14 protein-coding genes are annotated in these 16,871 nt (G+C 39.8%); 3 read left to right on the top strand and 11 right to left on the bottom strand.

The window, feature by feature from the left end; genetic code table 11:
* Window positions 1-5: 5 nt before the first annotated feature.
* Both GM418_RS16585 and GM418_RS16580 read right to left on the bottom strand, forming a co-directional pair.
* Window positions 6-848 (bottom strand): PKD domain-containing protein, encoded by an 843-nt coding sequence (locus GM418_RS16585; protein ID WP_158868299.1) that lies wholly within the window; start codon window positions 846-848, stop codon window positions 6-8.
* Window positions 849-1,131: 283 nt separating this feature from the next.
* Window positions 1,132-2,853 carry a hypothetical protein gene (locus GM418_RS16580; RefSeq protein WP_158868297.1) on the bottom strand — a complete coding sequence of 574 codons (1,722 nt, stop codon included), beginning with the start codon at window positions 2,851-2,853 and terminating at the stop codon, window positions 1,132-1,134.
* Window positions 2,854-3,082: 229 nt separating this feature from the next.
* Between GM418_RS16580 and GM418_RS16575 the strand changes: the two genes are divergently transcribed.
* Window positions 3,083-4,582 (top strand): sulfatase, encoded by a 1,500-nt coding sequence (locus GM418_RS16575; RefSeq protein ID WP_217447500.1) that lies wholly within the window; start codon window positions 3,083-3,085, stop codon window positions 4,580-4,582.
* A 75-nt stretch (window positions 4,583-4,657) separates the two neighbouring features.
* On the opposite strand, the gene GM418_RS16570 is transcribed toward GM418_RS16575, so the two are convergent.
* From GM418_RS16570 to GM418_RS31470, 9 genes are all read right to left on the bottom strand, one after another.
* Complete coding sequence (locus GM418_RS16570) at window positions 4,658-6,409, bottom strand: alpha-L-fucosidase (protein ID WP_158868295.1); 1,752 nt, start codon at window positions 6,407-6,409, stop codon at window positions 4,658-4,660.
* A 113-nt stretch (window positions 6,410-6,522) separates the two neighbouring features.
* Entirely contained in the window at window positions 6,523-7,164 is a 642-nt protein-coding gene (locus tag GM418_RS16565; protein ID WP_158868293.1) for a DUF2490 domain-containing protein, read from the bottom strand.
* Entirely contained in the window at window positions 7,161-7,796 is a 636-nt protein-coding gene (locus GM418_RS16560; RefSeq protein WP_158868291.1) for a DUF4956 domain-containing protein, read from the bottom strand. The genes GM418_RS16565 and GM418_RS16560 overlap by 4 nt, the downstream gene beginning before the upstream one ends.
* Window positions 7,750-8,538, bottom strand: coding sequence for a polyphosphate polymerase domain-containing protein (locus GM418_RS16555; RefSeq protein WP_158868289.1), 789 nt, complete (start codon window positions 8,536-8,538; stop codon window positions 7,750-7,752). The genes GM418_RS16560 and GM418_RS16555 overlap by 47 nt, the downstream gene beginning before the upstream one ends.
* Window positions 8,539-8,672: 134 nt before the next feature.
* Window positions 8,673-9,389: a LytR/AlgR family response regulator transcription factor gene (locus GM418_RS16550; RefSeq protein WP_158868287.1), complete on the bottom strand. Its 717-nt coding sequence runs from the start codon at window positions 9,387-9,389 to the stop codon at window positions 8,673-8,675.
* Window positions 9,379-10,458, bottom strand: coding sequence for a sensor histidine kinase (locus tag GM418_RS16545; protein WP_158868285.1), 1,080 nt, complete (start codon window positions 10,456-10,458; stop codon window positions 9,379-9,381). The genes GM418_RS16550 and GM418_RS16545 overlap by 11 nt, the downstream gene beginning before the upstream one ends.
* A 39-nt stretch (window positions 10,459-10,497) precedes the next feature.
* On the bottom strand, window positions 10,498-11,853 hold the full coding sequence (locus GM418_RS16540; protein WP_158868284.1) for a CotH kinase family protein: 1,356 nt from the start codon (window positions 11,851-11,853) through the stop codon (window positions 10,498-10,500).
* Between the two features lie 21 nt (window positions 11,854-11,874).
* A complete protein-coding gene (locus tag GM418_RS31475) occupies window positions 11,875-12,810 on the bottom strand; it encodes an Lcl C-terminal domain-containing protein (RefSeq protein ID WP_281350297.1) in 936 nt (311 codons plus the stop codon).
* Window positions 12,811-12,843: 33 nt separating this feature from the next.
* Entirely contained in the window at window positions 12,844-13,182 is a 339-nt protein-coding gene (locus GM418_RS31470) for a hypothetical protein (protein WP_217447498.1), read from the bottom strand.
* A gap of 203 nt (window positions 13,183-13,385) precedes the next feature.
* Between GM418_RS31470 and GM418_RS16530 the strand changes: the two genes are divergently transcribed.
* Both GM418_RS16530 and GM418_RS16525 read left to right on the top strand, forming a co-directional pair.
* On the top strand, window positions 13,386-15,923 hold the full coding sequence (locus GM418_RS16530; RefSeq protein ID WP_158868282.1) for an alpha-mannosidase: 2,538 nt from the start codon (window positions 13,386-13,388) through the stop codon (window positions 15,921-15,923).
* Window positions 15,924-15,939: 16 nt separating this feature from the next.
* Window positions 15,940-16,869: a hypothetical protein gene (locus GM418_RS16525; protein ID WP_158868280.1), complete on the top strand. Its 930-nt coding sequence runs from the start codon at window positions 15,940-15,942 to the stop codon at window positions 16,867-16,869.
* Window positions 16,870-16,871 lie beyond the last annotated feature (2 nt).

Here is a 16,871-nt window from a genome sequence, read left to right as displayed (position 1 = left end):
TATGACTATTTCTCTCGAACAAAAAGGTACCCTGATTTCCTGATTCTATCTCCTATATTTCCGCTCTTTTCAGTCAATGACGAGGTTTCATATGCTTCATACACACAAATCACATCCACTTCGCCACTACCATAACTATAAAAATCTATTCCCTGTGTATCATACCAATAGGCAGTATAGTCGCTGTCCTCATCGGTTGACTCAGGTTCTCCGTAAAGCGCAACAACATTATCCATGTCACTGCCAATAGAAATGCCTTTTTGAGTTGCGCCTTCAAAAGGTTCCAATACCCAAATATAATAAACCGGGTCGGAGTTACTCAAGGTTGAACTTTCCGTTAAAAAATCAAATTCAATTCCTTCGTTATAAAAATAAATGATATAATAATAAAAACCGTAATCCTCAAGATAATCGTCATAGATGTAATGTACAGTATCGGTTGAGGAATAAACGGACTGTATTTCTGCCCATGTATCATAAATATCTATATTTTCAATCCCTTCTCCTTCCATTATAGTAATATCGTAACCGGCTTCTACATTTATTGAAACCGAAGCAGAATCCGAACCATCGTTCCCAATCGCTACGAGCTTAACAGAATAAGTTCCTGCGCTTGTATATTCATGTTCCGGCTCTTCGTCAAACGAATAAACACCATCACCAAAATCCCATTGATAGTAACCGGCATTTATAGATTCATTACTAAAACTTACCGTTTCGCCTGTTTCAATCTCGGTGCTATTGGCTGTAAATGCAGCGGTAACAATCTCCTCCTCTTTATCGCACGCAAAAAACAAAACAGCCGAGACCACCAGGACTTCCCAGAGAAATATTTTTTTTGTTTCCATATTTTCCAACAATTATTGTTTAATAGTTTTTCGGCTTTTTTAACATCAATAAAATCAGATATTTTTGTTACCGGCGAAACCTGCATTTACCCTACTTTTATTATAAAATAAAGATTACGCTGTCGTGTTTGTGGTCTCTCTTACCCCAATAAATTTTGCCGCACCGGGCTAATTGGAAAAATACGCTGGAACGAGGCATGTAATAAACGCCTTCTTCTTTAAAGCAAAATATACAGGAAAAACAACTTTGAGCGGTTATAGGAATACCTGACTCAATAGTCAATTACTGAAAAAAGATTTGTTTTTTAAAAGGTGTAAATCCCGTCAGGTAAACGCACTTTCCGTTTGGTCTTGGCAGAGCTCCTCTTATTTCGGTCCATTCATGAGCAGCATTTCCGGGGCCAAATTTAATTATATCGTCTTTAAACTGATAAAATCCATTCTTCGCTCTCAGAAGAAATACATCTTCTGCCTCCGACACCTTCTCACCCCCCTGCAAGGTTCCCTCATTCCGAAAAGCCAGTTCTATCGCTAAAGGAACATTTTCAGTTCCTTCCAAATCAAAATCAAGGGTAAAAATACCTTGGTTTTCACTCACAACAACCTTCATTTTTAAATGTTGAACTTCACTTTTTTCGCGACGTTTCCGGTCTTCATCAAAAGGGATTTCATAATTGGGTTTTTCTCCTTTTGGCAGAGGTTGAAAATAGCCCCAGTCAAAACTCCAGTTTAACTCAAGACCATCTTTTGTTCGGTTTATTTTTTCAGACCGGAATTGCCCGCGACCAAAAAATGCCGAGGCCAGCCGAACCGATGCGAGCACTGCTTTTCCTTTACTTAACGTAAAAAATGTGGGATTGTCGCCAAGAATCGTTGCGTCTATATTTCCCCGGCGAATACGCACAAGATTGGAATATTTAAACTCCTTCACATAATTCCGGGGTAATTCATCCTGGGCCGGTAATTCTTCTCCCAGCTCTTTTGTGGTAAGAAAATAAGGTAAATAGGTCAGTAATTTTTCAGGAACCGTACTTTCAATCTGGCTGACCATTGCACTAAAACACCCGTCGGCAAACGTAAGCGCTGCCATGCGATAAGGAATATAATAATGTTCCATAAACCCTACCCTGAATTGATCCTGTCGGCCCGATGCTTCGGTGGCTACCTCTCCATTCGGATGCACATAATAAAGCGTCATTTCCAAATTTTTCCGGACAATATCCATTAATTCCGGACGGCCCGCCAAAAGCGATATATATATTAAACACCGATTGGTCAAGGGGGTGTAAATATATGTGCTTCGTTCCTCGTACTGCCCGTCAGCATCAATATCAACACCTTCCTGCAACCACTGGTCTATTCGTTTTAAATAACGTTCATCAGGGAAAAGCGTATTTAGCCTGGCCAATGCCATACTCACTACCCAACGGTGGTTTGGCGTATGAATCCCTCCAACAACAAATGCCTCCCCTGCATTTTTTAAAAACAGCTCCAGAGGTCGCAGCAAACTTTCTTTCCGGGGAAACTGAAGTTTTTTCAGCAAATCATAACTGGCACACAGTGGCTCAACCACAAAACCGGTATCAGGTGTAGAATGAAAATTAGTGGAAAGCAAGTCAATGGTTCCATCCGAATGCTGAACCTTCAACAGGTATTTTACCGCCATTTCCATCTTGCCCAACAGTGAATTATCCAGATAATATTTCGATTTAGGCTGAGAATAAGCAATGGCCAGTGTTTTAAACAATCCCCCGGCTGAATGTGGTGTAACTATTTTCCAGGTATCGTAAACACCACCGTAATATTTGGAGCTTTTGTCCAGGTTTTGTTGTGCCGCAATCTTTTCTACCTGCTCATCGTTTAGCAGAACAAGATTATCAACAAGTTCCTGAAAACCGGAAAAACCAGGAAACGGATGAGTTGCCATTAATGTAGCTGGCGAAATAATTCCTGTGGTGATAAGTGAAGCTGCTCCTGTATAATGAAGAAAATCACGTCGGTTCATAAGAAATGATGTTTCAACCAAAGATAGTTTTTTATACTGAAATCACTAAATTGAAAGATAAAGCTGATACAATTTTCAATCGTATCAAAAAAAGGTAGTATTCATAAAACTGTGTCAGTGCTTGTTTGAAAGATGACAAAAGATCGCGTGGGAGGGTCACGTATAAATACCTGTTTTTGAAATTAGTTTATGTTATCGAACAAAATGAAAAGTGTCCATTTATTAACAGATGAGATCCCTGACACATTTTCAAATTTCGCTTCTTTATTGTAAGTTTGAAACCAAACCAATTGTACCTGAAATGTCCGGAAGAATCATTTTAATACTACTAGTCGCACTGTTCATTACATCATCGTGTAAAACAGATATCGAACAGCCAAACATTGTTTTTATTCTGGTTGATGACCTGGGATGGGCGGATGTTCAATGCAACTACCCGGAAACGTTCTATGAAACACCCCACATTGACCAACTGGCGAAAAGTGGTGTTCGTTTTACACAGGCCTATTCTGCCAACCCGGTGTGCAGCCCCACACGCGCTGCTATTATGACCGGGAAACATCCCAACCGCGTGGATATTACAGATTGGATTCCCGGTGCCGACCCGAAAATGCGCCCCTTGCTCGGGCCTCAGGACAGAAATGAATTGGCTTTGGAGGAAATTACGATTGCAGAAAAGCTAAATGAAGCGGGATACCAAACCTGTTTTATCGGGAAATGGCATTTGGGTGACGAGGGATTCTTTCCGGAAGATCAGGGCTTTGACATCAATATTGGAGGGCACGAAAAAGGAAGCCCTCCGGGAGGTTATTATTCGCCGTACAACAACCCCAAACTAACTGACGGCCCGGAAGGGGAATACTTAACCGATCGGCTGACCGATGAAAGTATCCGGTTTATTACAAAAAATAAAGACAATCCATTTTTTCTTTATCTTGCCTATTACACAGTTCACACGCCCATTCAGGCTTCCAATAAACACATTGAAAAATACCGAAAAAAACGTGAGAGCCTGAATATAGAGCAGGTTCCGCATAAAAAGGAAGGGGAAGGTTTTACAAAACTCTTACAGGAAAATGCGGACTTTGCATCGATGGTGGCAGCAATGGACGAAAATGTAGGACGTATTGTTGAAACACTAAAACAACAAGGGTTGGACAAAAATACATGGGTTATTTTCACCAGCGACAACGGAGGGCTTTCCACGCTTTACCGGGAAAATGCCCCAACCAGCAATGGCCCTCTGCGTGCGGGAAAAGGCTGGTGCTACGAAGGCGGAATCCGTGTTCCGCTAATTATAGCAGGCCCGGAGGTAACAAATCCGGGAAGAACGGAAAATACGCCGGTGGTGAGTATGGATTTCTTCCCCACCCTTTTAAACCTGGCTGAAATTGAACCGCTCCCAACCGACGGCGTTGATCTTTCACCTGTTTTAACCCAAAACACAGCTTTAACCCGAAACGAACTTTTTTGGCATTATCCGCATTATCACGGGAGTGCTTGGAAACCAGGTTCTGCCATCAGGAAAGACACGTGGAAACTGATTGTGCATTATGAAGACAATAAGATTGAGCTATTTAACCTGGATAGTGATCCAGGGGAAACAACGGACATTTCCACAACTCACCCGGAAAAAGTGGCTGAGCTAAAAAAGCTTCTGGATAAAAAGCTGGCTGAAACAAATGCCAAATTTCCGGAACCCAACCCGGATTACGCGCCGAGAGATTAAAAATGAAATCAAGCTTTCTCCGCTTATCCCAAAAACAATTTTAATTTCTATAATTAAATAAACCGACGTCGGATTTTAGATTTTTATCAGTTCCAGATACATCAGTCCCACATTTCCCCAGTTTTCCTGAACAGGTGTTAAAGAAATAATTTTGTCGTCAGTCTCGTTAATCTCAATTTCACCAAGATTAACGATTTCAAACTTATCATTGGTTGCCGGTATTTCAGCTTCCAGACTTTTATCTCCCATTTTAACATTCAACTTGCTGCTTTTTTCGGCTTTTACCAATACTTCCATTCTGTAATTCCCGGCCTCAGCGGCATTAAACATCCATTCCAGACGCGCCCGGTGATCTACCCAGTTTTGGATTACCGATTCAGTTCCGGAACCGGAAAGAACGGCATGTGTTCCATATCCCGGATTATGAATATCAGCAAAATCTGCAGGCATTAAAATCTTTCCATCTTTTAATGACGGCATATTGCTGGTGATTTCCATTTTTTTACCCGTTTTCACAACAACAACCGTATTTATTGGATCAAAAATCACCGACGGCGCATGAATCAGCAGATCTTCACCTTCAAATTTATAGGAGAATTTTTGCTTTTTGTTGGTTAGCAAATACACGTCCTTAATACGGGCATCCAGTCCGGGTACACGAAGAACTCCATCTCTTGGCCAATCAAAAACATGCAGATAAAGCAGGTTGCCCGACTCAGCTTCTTTTGTAGTACAGCGTCCCCAGGGAAGTTTAAAAAACGGGCTTGCTGAAGTACCGTATACCGACTCTCCGTTTTTTTGCATCCACTGCCCTATTTCCTTTAAACGTTCCACACTGGGCTCCGGAATCAATCCTTCGGCAGTTGGACCTACATTCAGCAAGAGGTTTCCACCTTTGCTGGCGATGTCAACCAACATTCGAATTAAGGATTCCGATGATTTCCAGTTGTCATCGTTTTTTTTGTACCCCCAGCTTGTGTTCATGGTCATACAAACTTCCCAGTCGTAATCGAGCCCGGTTGGAGGGACATGTTGCTCAGGTGTTGAAAAATCACCCGGCCATGGCCGGTACAAACGATTATTGGTTAACATTTCGGGGTATTTGTCAACCTCGGCCTGCAAAGCTTTTGCCGCTTCTTCTGTCATTCCCCGGGGGGTATCCCACCACAAAATATCGAGGCCACCATAGTTTTCCAGTATTTCTTTAACCTGCGGAACCGCTTTCCCGTTGATATAATTCATTAATGGTTCACGTTTTAAATCCGGATCCCAGTGTGGTTCTCCCTGTTCAATGTTGTAATAGGTGCCACCCGGCTCGTGCCAGTCCTGCGCCTGCGAATAATAAAATCCCAAACGAATGCCGTATTTTTCACAAGCATCGGCCAGCTCTTTTAACGGGTCCCGGTCAAAAGGTGTAGCATCAACAATGTTGTACGGACTTGCTTTGGAATGAAACATGGCAAACCCGTCATGGTGTTTCGAGGTGATAACAATATATTTCATCCCGGCAAACTTAGCCAGTTTTACCCATTCTTCTGCATTGTATTTCACCGGGTTAAATTCTTCGGTCAGCTTTTCATAATCCTTAACAGGAATTTCAGCACGTGCCATTATCCACTCGCTTATTCCCGGAATTTCCTTGCCTTTCCATTCGCCAGCCGGAATAGCATATAACCCCCAGTGAACAAACATACCAAATCGTGCATCGCGCCACCATTCCATTTTCGCATCCTGTTTTAGTGTTGCTTCATCTTTTTGCTCCTGATTTTTGGGAGCACATGAAAGGATAAGGAACAGAATTCCAAAAAAAAGTCCAAGCTGTTTCATTTTGTAAATTTTGAATACACCGTAAAATTACAAGTATAATTTTCAGAATAAAAGTTACATTCTCTTTTTATTTTTGGAAATTGCGTTCTTTTCCACCGCAAATAACTCTGCGGCTAAAACTTCAACCTGTATTCCAAACCTAAAATATGAATTGAATTTTTGTCGCTGAAATAGTTTTGTAGACGATAATACGCACCCACGCGGTGTAAATCCCCAATCTTTCTGGTAGCTCCGACATCAATTCTTGACTTATCGAATTCTTTGTCTGTCAGATTCCGAAACAGTTCAAAGCTGGCAAATGGTCTGATTTTATTGCCTTTGATATCGTATTCTAATTTTACCCGCGGTCTTAAATACTTTTTGTCTGAGTCATCTTCTTCCAGTTCGAGATAATTGGTATAGCGGCCCCTGAGAGAAGCTTCGAACCTTCCAAGATCTTTTTGCAGCGAAGCATCAAAAGCAAACCTTCCGAGGGTTTCATTGCCTTTGTTTTTTACATTGGTATTCAAACGATATATAGCAGCAAAATCCAAAAAATCGAGAGGAGAATAGCTAAGTTTCCCGTCAAACATGTATTCATCAACTGTAAAATCATCCTGAAAACGGATTTCGGGAATAATACTAATTTCAAATTTATCGAGAAATTCTTTTGAAAATTCAAACTCTATCCAGGTTCCAAACTTTTTGGTTTTTGAGAAAGAATTTAGTGTAACAAAACTCAGAACCAACAATAAAATCAATCCTTTCTGCTTCATTTCTTTTCCTGTTTAGTTGAATTCTTTACATCAAAATAAATCATTATCTGTGCTACATCACGAAGAAAATCAATCTTTTCAACCTGATACCTCTTTATCTTTATCCCTGTCCTGTTCTCCAAATCAGCAACAAGCTCTTTTTCCTTTTCTTTATGAAGATTTTCGATGTTTTCATAAATAACCAGTAATGAATCTTCCTGGCGTAACATCAAAACTTTTTCAAGTGTCCACAGGGCACCAACAAGCAAAACATTTACAAAAGTAAGCTCGACATACCCCAAATGCGCTTTTGAAAGTGCATTTATAACGGAAACTGCAATGATTACAAAAAGATAGGTCATTTCTTTTATCGGAATGGTATCAGTTCTGTACCTGATAATCCCAAAGATGGCAAACAAGCCAAGCGCAAAGCCCAGTTCCAATTTTACATTTTCCAGCAAAAAACAGAGTAGGAAAACGGCAATGCTTATGGCGAAATAACTAAAATAAAAATCTTTCCGTTTGCTGTTACGCGCATACAAAAGCACAACAACAACAAAGGTGGCTGCCAGGTTAAATCCAAAGCGGATAGCCATAAATAAAAAGTCATCTATTGGTGTCGGAGCAATTCCAACTATTTGCAGTGTTTTCATTTTCTGTTGGGTTATTTTCTTTTAGTTTTTGTAAAAAACGCAGCCTGGGTTTAAACGCATTTTGTTTGAGCGAGGGTTCAAGCATAGCCCTTCCGGTGCAATATTTAGACAAACCGCGCTGTCTGATTTTCATTTCGCGCAACCACAAAACCATGGGCGAAGATTTTAAGCTACTCTTGCGTTTTAGTTCAAAAATCACAAGATCATCAAATTGAATTTCGTCTTTGGTATTCCAGAATTTTGGTTTCAAATCGATGGTACACCTGTCTGTTTTTTGCTTATGAATAAGTGTTATTCTGTAAAACCTGTTTTTTAATGCAGGTTGGAGGGTTTTGTTTCCAAAAGGGGAACTTGTTTCCAAAAAATTATTTTCTGTTCGGGATATTTCAGAATTCTCAAAATCTGTCGCTATTCTTTCTTTTATTGTCCGGCACTTGTTATTCTTTAATTTTACTTCAAAAAATCCGGTATTGGAATTCACATAGTTTCTCCGGCGTATTTTATACCGGTTTAGTTTTTGGTTGTGATGGGTCAAATACATTTCATCCTTTTCCGTATCGAAATATGTTGTGTGGTATTCCATCAGTCTTTGCCCTTCTATTTCCAGAATATGATAAAAAGGAAACGCCTTTTCCAGCAGTCCGGGCAATTGTGCCAAAGTAAACCAATATTTTCGGTCGATCCTGTTCATCAACTTTATCTCCGTGGTTTCGCCGAGCAAAACAGGCTCAAATTTGGCCAATATGTTGAGTATTTGGTTCAAGCAAATTATTGGTTTGTTATTGTTGCAACAAAAATGTAAAAATTAAATTACAAACTGGTTATTTAAGTTATTGATATAAAACATCAGATTGTAAAGAGGTATTCCTGCTCTAATCATCCCAAGAAATTATTGTCAAGGTAAATTTGAAATTTCTCCCTGTAATTTTCTGAAACCGGAATCCGAACAGAATCAAATACAATCCGGAAACGCTCTACAATTTTTATTTCGTCGAGGTTTACGATGTATGAGCGATGCACCCGCATAAAACGATTTTCAGGCAACTTTTCTTCCAGCGATTTCATACTTAACAACGACATGACCGGCTTTTGCCTCACCAGATGAATACGCACATATTCTTTCATTCCTTCAATATATAAAATGTCGGAAAAATTAATCCGAACCATTTTGTATTCCGATTTTATAAAAAGAAAATTATTGTTACTGTCCAGCTCTTCCGGCATTTTTTGAATCAACTCAAATTGTTTCCGGGCTTTCTGCACAGCTTTTGAGAATTCAGAAAAATAGAATGGTTTTAAAAGATAATCAATTGCATCAACTTTAAAGCTTTCAATTGCGTATTCGGCGTATGCAGTTGTAAATATCAGAAGCGGTTTTTCATCCAGCAATTTTACAAAATCAAGGCCGTTTAAATCGGGCATATTAATATCAACAAACATTAAATCAATGTCTTCCGACTCCAACACCGTTATTGCATCAAAGGCACTCGAACACTGAGCCACCAATTTCAGAAAAGGAATTTTCTGAATATAAGCGGCAATTTGTTGTAAAGCCAGCGGTTCATCATCTATTGCCAAACACCTAATATCCATGGAGTGGAAGTTTTATATTGATTTCAAAACTGTTATCGTTTTCTTTTGTTTCGAGTAAAAAATTATCGTTGTAAATGAGTTTGAGCCTCTTTTTTAAATTCTTCAGCCCAAGTCCGCCTTTTTCTTTTTCAGGCTGGGAATTATGAATGCTGTTGTTAACTCTGAAATTTATTCTGTCTCCATCCAGACGCATAAAAACGCCAATAAAAGATTTGGCCTGGTAACTGACTCCATATTTAAAAGCGTTTTCAACCAGGGACACAAAAAGTAAAGGAGGAATTTTTACTTCCGGTATTTTGCCGGGAAAGGAAAGCTCAATACGCACATCCGAAACCATTCTAAGTTTCATTAATTCCACATAGTTTTTTATAAACTCAACTTCTTTTTGTAAGGTTGTTTCTCCTTTTTCTGAATCATAAAGCAAATAACGCATTAACCTGGAAAGCTTAACAATTGATTCTTTCGCATTTTCGCTGTCGATGTCGATTAGTGCATGAATATTATTCAGCGTATTCATAAAAAAATGGGGGCTTACCTGGTTGCGTAAAAATGCCAATTCAGCCTCCAATTTTTCTTTTTCCAAAATCCGGTTCTTTTGTTCTTCTTCCTGCCACTTTACAGTAAGTTTAATGGCTGCATTGAATCCAACAACTAAAACCGACACCAAAATTATTTCACTGAAATTTACATACCACGGTCTGATGGGCATGGGAATTCCAGGTCGGTTCGCCAGTAAACCCGGCGGCCGGGAAGGAAATATCTCAATCGATTGGACCAAATATCTTCCGCCCAAAACCCAGGCGGTCGCAATAATTACAACAAACAGCAGCGTAATAAAAATGTATTCAAATCTTTTTCTTTTTAAAAATAGTTGTGGAAATAATAAAAAATTGTGAATTACAAAAACCAACAAATAAGGCAAAATCCGCAGCCATTCGTGACCAATCCGATACCAGTCGAAACCGGTGCCGGAACGCGACATAAATACGGGCATCAGAAAAATAACCAGCCAAATAATGGTATACACCAATACTTCACCTCTTTTTGTGTTATGACTGTTAAGCTTCATTTTGAATGGCATAATTTACCGAATTATCTTTGAAAATAGTCATTCTTCCAAATATTCCTGAACAACAGAATTTCTGTTTGAAACATGATTGTTTAAAAAGTCAATCGCTGCATCAAATTCACTGTCGCTGTTTAGAAAAGTATATTCATTTTCTTCTCCCGCATCGCCGATAACATAACTGCCCAGTATGCTGCGGTATTTTTCGTAGGTAGCACTCATCCTTTCAGGTTCAAAAATATTCTCAGTAAAACTGTACAGTTCCTGTTTGTACTGTTCTTTCCACTCCGTGTTATCAATAATATACCTGATGAACGGCCAATTGGTCTCTACTTCATCCAGTGTTACCGACAACGCTCCTCCCTGCTTTCCATACTGAAGCGCTTCATTGTTATCCCATGGAATCCATTCCAGCTTTTCAGTTTCAGGATTATTATATAGATAATAATTATGAGTCATAACACCATAGGTATCCCAATTTTGCATGCAGGTGTTTGCCGCCAGCCATTTCAAAAATACCGGAACGTCAAATACTTCAGAAAGCTGACTTTTCCAATATTCGATATCGGTCTCCCTTTTATTGCTATTTATTATTTCGTACAAATTTTCAACATCGGAATAGTCATTTTCGGTTTCATTGCTCTTTTTGTACATATCGGAGGTGCGGAAACTACCTTCCGCAAAGGATGCTCCATTTCCCTCCGGCTTATACAAATTCCCTCCGCTCTCAGAATATTGTGTTTTAATAACCGTATCATCCACTTCCTCAACCAGGGTATAAAGTCCAAAATACTGCGTTCCTTCTCCAAAATCGATATACAGCTGATAGAAAGCAGTATGAGGAGAAATCAGGCCAAAATCTAGAAAAAGATCGGAAGCAACCTTTTCACGGATAAAAGATTTGTCTAAATAATTATTTTTTAAACTAAGCTGTTTAAATCCGTAGAATCTTTGATTTTTTATGGCTGGCCAGGTATCTTCAAACTGATCGAAATCGAGTTTAAAAGGCAATTTTTTAATTCCTTCCCGGTAGGAATTTTTCAAACTTGAATTTCCTTTAAAACGAATTCCGACTTTGTACCACTGAATACTGTTAAACCACACGCTGCAGGGAACCCAAACCGGGTCGGCAGTCAAATCCCGATTGCCTCCCGAGAGTTTGCCAGTCAAATCAGTTTGCATCTCTTCCCAACTGTCGGGGTCTATTTGTATATCAATCCGGAGTACATTATTTTCAGGAAAAACCATTTCAAAATCAGGTTCGGTATCGCTCCCATGAGTAAGTTCGGTCCAGTCCGGTATTTCCAAATCCTGTTCAACATCAGTTAAACTTTCCTCCTGCGAACAGGAGACAGAAAAAACCGGGAGAAACAACATGATATACCACTTTAGTTTCATCGCTACAATTGATTTTCAAATTTAATCTAAATCCCTGACCAAACGGACAAAATTGTTGATTCGAATTGCATCGCCCTGCGGACCGTGTCCATAAGGATAATTACCGGCATCCCCGGTTTTCGGATCGCTGCGTTGCGCACCTGCACCATGAACATCCTGCCATTGCCCATCAAAATATCCCATTGCGCGGCCAAAACTAACGTAGGCGGCAGAAGTACCGTTACGAGTGCTTTCATGTGTTGTTCCCGACCAGAAAAAAGGAAAATCGGGCTGCCCGGCTTCATTTTGGATTTCGGTGCAATCAAATAGCGGATCAATTGCGGCGGAGCTTGTGGCACCGGGCGCCCGTGAGTAGTCTACAATACTTTGTAGTTCCTTTATGTTTGGTAGCCGCCAGTTGTTATAACCGGCGAATTCCCTGTTTTCTGCATATTCCAGTGCTTCTTCCCATGTCATACCTTCACCTGAATCCTCCCGCATCCACATCAGACCGCTTGCCTGGTCGGTAATGGTTCCATCTCCATTGTCAAAAAAATCGTTTTGCCCGTAGTTTTTGTTTCCCCGAACATAAAATACATAAAACGTCTTTCCGCCCGCAGCTCCGGGTCTGTTTCCGGTTGGATACCCCTTTATTCGTCCGTCGGCAAAATTCACTCCAAACATCAGGTTTCCACCACCAAACTGGGAATCACCAACATCAAGTGTTGATGTAACAAATTGTGCATCAATAATCCGTTCTCCGGCTTCAACATCTCCATAGGCAAAATCAAAAAAATCGACATTGATAAAAGGTTTAGATTCTGAATCTGACATCGGATCAACATCCAGTCCGCTAAACATTATCAACGAATAAAGTTCTTTTATAGATGGTAACCTCCAATCGGTATAACCTGCCAGGTTGAATGACTCAGCCTGAGAAACAGCCTCACCATATGTAAGTTTATCATCGTAATCTATTGAATTATCTTCATTAATATCAGGACTTTGTGACTACATCAGCCCTGTCAGGTTATCCGTAATTGTTCCGTCGCCATTATCTGTATAGTCTGGCTCTTTAGAGGAATAGGAGGCATCCTGTCCGTAAAAAGGCTCACCTACAGCGGGTGTTGAAATTACATCAAAGTCGTCGTAAAATGTTGTCTGATTGGTGCCAACAATTGTATATGAAAATTCCGTCACCGGCAAATTATCCTGTTCTTCTTGTTGCTGCAATGAGATTTCATCTTCGCTGCAAGCACCAACCGAAATAAAGACGGCAAGAATTATCGTTGTCAATCCTCTTGTTTTCGTCTCCGAAAATCTGTTTGCTTTTGTTTCCCTTGTTTTCATAATAACCTAATTTATGTTTTCATAAGCCAAGTTTACTATCTTAACTTTCAGAGAAAAAAAGGAATCAACCAATCAGGGAATTTTATAAACGAATCGGAGTTTTTCATGTAAAATCTCAAATATCATTCAACAGAATAAACAAATGAATTCAACACGTTTTCTTTTAAAAATTATATTTGTATACAGAAATTGAATAACATATTATGAATCTGAAACTAAACCGACGAAACGATTCGATTGTCTTTTCCATTCAATCCGTTTTAATTCTCATTTTTCTGATATTTCTTTTTAAACAAAGTCAAAGTCAGGAGAAAAGGCAACCGACAGATGTAAAAGTTATCGGACATGCCCACATGGATCCGGTATACCGCTGGCGTTGGAATGAGATAGAAAACCGCGAAATTTCCAAAACGTTTTCTGATGTTTTGAAAGAACTGGATACGTATCCCGAGCTTCAATTCGCCCAAAGCTATATGCTTTATTATGAAACCGTTCAAAACCGTTTTCCCGAACTTTTTGAAAAAGTAAAACAGCGTATTTCAAACAAAAGATGGAGTGTTGTTGGAGGCCAGTGGGTTGAAACAGACGAAACGTTACCCTCCGGCGAAAGCCTCATCCGACAATTTCTGGTCGGACGTGATTATTATACAAAAAACCTCGGTATCAAAAGCGTGACGATTGCCTGGTTACCCGATGTATTTACCGGCCATTCGAGTACAATTCCTAAAATATATGCAGGGTGTGGAATTAAAAATTATGTATTTAGTCGCGAAGCACCAAAAGACAAAAGGATTTTCTGGTGGGAATCAGCGGACGGTTCACGGATTCTGGCGTATAAAATTCCGGGGCATTACATCCCTGATTACAAGATTTTACCCGGACAAGTGGAAGAATGGATTAAAATTTCAGGTTACAACAAACCATTGATTGCAGTAGGCAAAGGTGATCACGGAGGAGGCCCCGGGGAAACAGACATGCGGAGTATGGAACTGCTTTCGGATGAATTTCCACTGCAATTTAAATTTATTTCGCCTGAAGATTATTTCAATGAACTAAATCAGGCAGATTTTAACTGGCCTGTTCAAAATAAAGAATTCGGATATCAACCTAACGGCGGGCAGTGGCTCGGTTGTTATACCTCACAGGCAAAAATCAAAAAGCAAAACCGGCGCCTGGAAAACCAACTGATTGCCGCCGAAAAATTCTCTGCCATTGGTACCATGCATAAAGGAAAACCTTTTTATCCGCGTGAAGACTTTTTGGAAGCATGGAAAATATTACTTTTTAATCAGTTTCATGACATTATTCCCGGCACTCTTACCGGATTGGGAGCCAACGATGTATTTAAAGACTATAACAAGCTGGAACAAATTTCATCAGAATTGTTAACCGCGGGGCTTGAGAATATCGGAAACCGAATCGATACGGAAACAGATGGAATTCCGCTGGTAGTTTATAATCCGCATTCATGGGAGGTTAGCCAGTTTGTTGATGCTGAAGTTTCATTTGTAAAACGACCAACCGAATTTAGCTTAAAAGATTCAGAAGGGAAAAGCATCCATTATTCAATAATTAAAGAGTCGGAGGATAAACAAACGGTCACCATTTCAATGGATGCAACAAATATCCCTGCACTTGGATATAAAGTTTACACTGTTACGAACGAAAAAACAGAAATGCCCAAAACGGATATTGATGTTACAGAAAATCAAATTGAGAACAAATTCTTTGTAGTAAAATGGAACGACGAAGGCGTTACAAATATCTTCAATAAAAAATTACAAAAAGAATTTGTTAATGGTGTTGCAAATACGCTTCAGTTGCTTGAGGACAATGGCAACAGCTGGAGTTTGAAATTGACAGGTAAAAAATATCCCGTGAATCAACTAACTCCACCAAGAATCATATTTTCTTCACCCGAAAAAGTAACTGTTCAATGGGAAGATTACTTCCAGTCGTCAAAATTTGTACGCTATATGACTGTTTATGCAAATTCAGAGCAAATCAATTTTGAAATGGAAGTGGATTGGCACAGTCACAATAAAATACTGCGCCTTGCCTTTCCAACCGTTTTAGCAAACGGACAAGCCTGTTATGATCAAGCATATGGCTATGTGCAGCGGGAAGAAACAGAGGGAGAGTTTCCGGCTCAAAAATGGGTCGATTATTCTGAAAAAAATTGTGGAATATCACTCTTAAATAATGGGAAATACGGATTTACAGTCAATAATGGTGTACTGACCATGTCGGTAGTGCGTGGTGCCAGAGACATGGATCCGCGAATGGATGAAGGGAAACATTCGTTTAAATATGCGCTAAATGTTCATGAAGGTGATTGGCGGGAGGCAAATATTCCATTACGGGCATGGGAATTTAATCAGCCGTTAATTGCCAAACAGGAAAATCAGCATCCGGGCGAAATTTCGGGCTGGACTTACAGCAATTTGTCATTCCCTTTGGAAAAATCGTTCTTTGGAATCAACAGCGATCATGTTATTATTTCAAGCCTAAAAACAAAACAGGACGCCTATGAAACCAATCCCATAATCTTACGCATCATTGAAACCGAGGGACGTGACGAAAATGTAACAGTACAGCTGCCGTATGAAGCGAAATCTGTAAGCGAATGCAACCATTTGGAAGAACCAATTGAACAACGGAGTGAAATAAAAACGGACAGCACACAGTTTCACTTCACCATCGGACATGATCAGATAAGGACTTTTATGATATATTTCTGAACTAAAACCAAAAAGTATGACAAGAATCGGGATACTCATTGTTGGAATCTTCCTGGCAATAAATGTAAACGCTGGTAAAAATATTTTCTCCGTTAAGGGGACCAAAGCATATTTGAATGATGAGGCTTTTTTGAGCATCGGATTGCGCTGTTCCAATGCCTTAATTTCAGATGGAACCACTGATGATTTAATCGGGCATTTGGATTTATACAAGTCATTTGGGGTAAATACCATCAGTGTGTTTTTTATGGGATCACGTTTTGGCGACGTAAAAGGATACAACAAAGACGGAACCTTAAATCCGGTGTATACCAACCGTATGGCTAAAATTATTAAAGTCTGTGACGAACGTGACATGGTAGTTTTGGTAGGATGTCTTTACTGGGGTACTTCCGAGGCAAAATGGGAAAACTGGACTCAAAAGGAAGCTAATGCAGCCGTGGCAAATACGGTAAAATGGCTTTCAGAGAATGATTATAAAAATGTTTTTGTTGATCCGGACAATGAAGGAATGGCATATCGCGAAAAGGGCTTTGACATTGAAAAAATGATTGCTGCCGGGAAAAAAGTGGATCTTGAAATAATGATTGGATACAACAACCATGGCCTGCCTCCTGCTAATGCAGATCTGGCTTTACATTTTTCAGATAAACCGGAAAACAAGCATTATATCGAGAGCGAAGGAACAATGACCGATTATTGGGGAGCGTACAGTAAAGAGCAGGGAGTGTACAACTATATTAACATTGGGATTTACACCGAAGGAAAAAAGCGTGAACAATTGAAAAACACTGATAAGCATTTGCAAAATGGAATGGGGTACATTTTTGCTTCAACCTGGTTACAGTGTATACCGCCAAATTGTAAGCCAGGTGGCGACGGAACACCCTGCAATCCCGGCATCTCGTGGTGGCTTCAACACATCAAAGAATCGTATAAAAAATAAAA

Source organism: Maribellus comscasis, from assembly GCF_009762775.1.
In the GTDB taxonomy this organism is placed as follows: Bacteria; Bacteroidota; Bacteroidia; order Bacteroidales; family Prolixibacteraceae; genus Draconibacterium; species Draconibacterium comscasis.
The sequence above is the reverse complement of the archived record's forward strand: the minus strand, read 5'-3'. Positions and strand labels throughout refer to the sequence as shown.

Bases quoted from the DNA above. Each gene is read 5' to 3' on its own strand.
- GM418_RS16560 (WP_158868291.1), bottom strand. From the start codon at position 7,796: ATGAAAACACTGCAAATAGTTGGAATTGCTCCGACACCAATAGATGAC.
- GM418_RS31470 (WP_217447498.1), bottom strand. From the start codon at position 13,182: ATGAAAACAAGGGAAACAAAAGCAAACAGATTTTCGGAGACGAAAACA.
- GM418_RS16580 (WP_158868297.1), bottom strand. From the start codon at position 2,853: ATGAACCGACGTGATTTTCTTCATTATACAGGAGCAGCTTCACTTATC.
- GM418_RS16540 (WP_158868284.1), bottom strand. From the start codon at position 11,853: ATGAAACTAAAGTGGTATATCATGTTGTTTCTCCCGGTTTTTTCTGTC.
- GM418_RS16570 (WP_158868295.1), bottom strand. From the start codon at position 6,409: ATGAAACAGCTTGGACTTTTTTTTGGAATTCTGTTCCTTATCCTTTCA.
- GM418_RS16550 (WP_158868287.1), bottom strand. From the start codon at position 9,389: ATGGATATTAGGTGTTTGGCAATAGATGATGAACCGCTGGCTTTACAA.
- GM418_RS16565 (WP_158868293.1), bottom strand. From the start codon at position 7,164: ATGAAGCAGAAAGGATTGATTTTATTGTTGGTTCTGAGTTTTGTTACA.
- GM418_RS16585 (WP_158868299.1), bottom strand. From the start codon at position 848: ATGGAAACAAAAAAAATATTTCTCTGGGAAGTCCTGGTGGTCTCGGCT.
- GM418_RS16525 (WP_158868280.1), top strand. From the start codon at position 15,940: ATGACAAGAATCGGGATACTCATTGTTGGAATCTTCCTGGCAATAAAT.
- GM418_RS16545 (WP_158868285.1), bottom strand. From the start codon at position 10,458: ATGAAGCTTAACAGTCATAACACAAAAAGAGGTGAAGTATTGGTGTAT.
- GM418_RS16530 (WP_158868282.1), top strand. From the start codon at position 13,386: ATGAATCTGAAACTAAACCGACGAAACGATTCGATTGTCTTTTCCATT.
- GM418_RS16575 (WP_217447500.1), top strand. From the start codon at position 3,083: ATGAGATCCCTGACACATTTTCAAATTTCGCTTCTTTATTGTAAGTTT.